This is a genomic window from Neisseria sp. P0001.S005 (assembly GCF_051963715.1).
The window spans coordinates 1-2172 of record NZ_JBQCTZ010000341.1 but is presented as its reverse complement, the minus strand read 5'-3'; the positions used below and the strand labels follow the sequence as shown (position 1 = coordinate 2172).

Sequence of the window (2172 nt, the reverse complement as noted above, 5' to 3'; positions counted from 1 at the left end):
ACCAGACCGCCGTTCAGCAGCCAGAAGCCCCAAGTCATCAGTTTGTCGTCAAATTGAACATTAGGTTTCAGGTAGCGTGCAACCAGCAATACGAAGCCCAGAGCCAAGAAACCATACACACCGAACAGAGCCGCGTGAGCGTGAACTGCAGTAGTGTTCAGACCTTGGATGTAGAACAGGGAAATTGGCGGGTTAATCAGGAAGCCGAATACGCCGGCACCGATCATGTTCCAGAAAGCAACTGCTACGAAGCACATCAGAGGCCAACGCAGACGTTTCGCCCAGTCGGACAGGTGTTGGTAAGACCAGTGTTCGTAAGCTTCACGACCCAGCAGAACCAAAGGCACAACTTCCAAAGCGGAGAAACATGCACCGATTGCCATAGAGGCAGAGGTAGAGCCGGAGAAGTACAAGTGGTGCAATGTACCTGGGATACCGCCCAACATGAAGATGGCGGCAGCGGCCAGAGTAGAAGCAGTAGCAGTACTACGGCGGACAAAGCCCATGTTGTAGAAGATGAATGCGAAGGCGGCAGTAGCGAATACTTCGAAGAAGCCTTCTACCCACAGGTGAACCACCCACCAACGCCAGTATTCCATCACAGCGATTGGAGATTTCTCACCGTAGAACAGGCCAGGAGCGTAGAACACACCCACACCGACCATAGAAGCTACGAAGATAGCCAACAGGTTTTTGTCTGTACCTTTTTCTTTAAAGGCAGAGATAGTACAACGCAACATCAGGAACAGCCACAACAGCAAGCCGACCATCAGCAGAAGTTGCCAGAAACGACCCAAATCCAAGTATTCGTAACCTTGGTGGCCGAACCAAAAGTTCAGCTCAGGTGGAATGATGTGAGTCAAAGCAAAGAAGTTACCTGCGTAAGAACCGCCGACTACGATGAACAGGGCGATGTACAGGAAGTTCACACCGGCACGTTGGAATTTAGGATCTTTACCGCCGTTCACAATCGGAGCCAAGAACAGACCTGCTGTCAGGAAGCCGGTTGCAATCCAGAAAATAGCGGATTGGATGTGCCAAGTACGGGTCAACGCATATGGGAACCAGTCGGCCATTTCAAAGCCCAGTGCGGTATCGATACCGTAGAAGCCTTGACCTTCGACAGTATAGTGAGCGGTCAAACCACCCAACAGTACTTGTACGACAAACAGCGCAACAGTCAGGAATACATATTTGCCCAACGCTTTTTGAGAAGGAGTCAGTTGTACTTTGGAAATAGGATCCTCAGTAGGTACTTCAACCTCTTCGTGTTTGGTCAAGAAAGAGTAACCCCACATCAGCAAGCCGATACCCATCAGCAACAATACCACGCTGGTGAAGGACCACATGTAGTTTTCAGTAGTCGGTACGTTGTTGATCAAAGGCTCGTGCGGCCAGTTGTTGGTGTAAGTGAAGTTCTCGTCAGGACGGTTGGCCGAAGCAGACCAAGAAGTCCAGAAGAAGAAGTTGAACAGTTTTTCACGCGCTTCTTGGCTTGGCAATGTGTTGTTTTTCATTGCAAAGTGTTCGCGAGTGGTTTGGAACTTAGGATCGTCGCTGTACACGCCGTGATAGTAAGGCAGAATACTTTCGATCGCTTTCACGCGGGTATTGCTGATAACGACAGAACCGTCTTCCTTAATACGGCTTTGGTTGCGGTATTCGTCAGCCAAACGGGTTTTCAGAACAGCTTGTTCCTCAGGAGAAACTTCGTCAAATTTTTTGCCGTAAGTTTCTTGCGCAGTCAGATCCAACCATGCAACCAGCTCGCGGTGCAGCCAGTCGGCAGTCCAGTCCGGAGCTTGGTATGCACCGTGACCCAATACAGAGCCAACTTCCATACCGCCGGTAGTTTGCCATGCAGATTGACCTGCCAAAATATCGTCTTTGGTCATCAGGACTTTGCCGGATGCAGAAACGACTTGTTCAGGGTATGGCGGAGCCTTTTTATAGACCTCGCTACCCATATAACCAAGAATGGTAAAGCATACTGCCAGTACGGCAAACAGCAAGTACCAAAGCTTCTTGTACTGTCCCATTTTGAGTACTCCTTGATTTTGGTAAAAAGTGGTTGGGTATTAATTCATCAAATATGAATGTTAAAGATTGTATCACGGTTTTAAAAGTAAAGAAATATTTTGTCAATAATATTCCTTTAAAACCATTAACTTA

General features: G+C 48.3%; 1 protein-coding gene. It reads right to left on the bottom strand.

Annotated elements, in window-relative coordinates; translation table 11 throughout:
• Positions 1–2039: nitric-oxide reductase large subunit (locus tag ACTHSP_RS19880; protein WP_440346761.1), on the bottom strand; the 2039-nt coding region annotated here is incomplete at its 3' end.
• Positions 2040–2172: the final 133 nt, after the last annotated feature.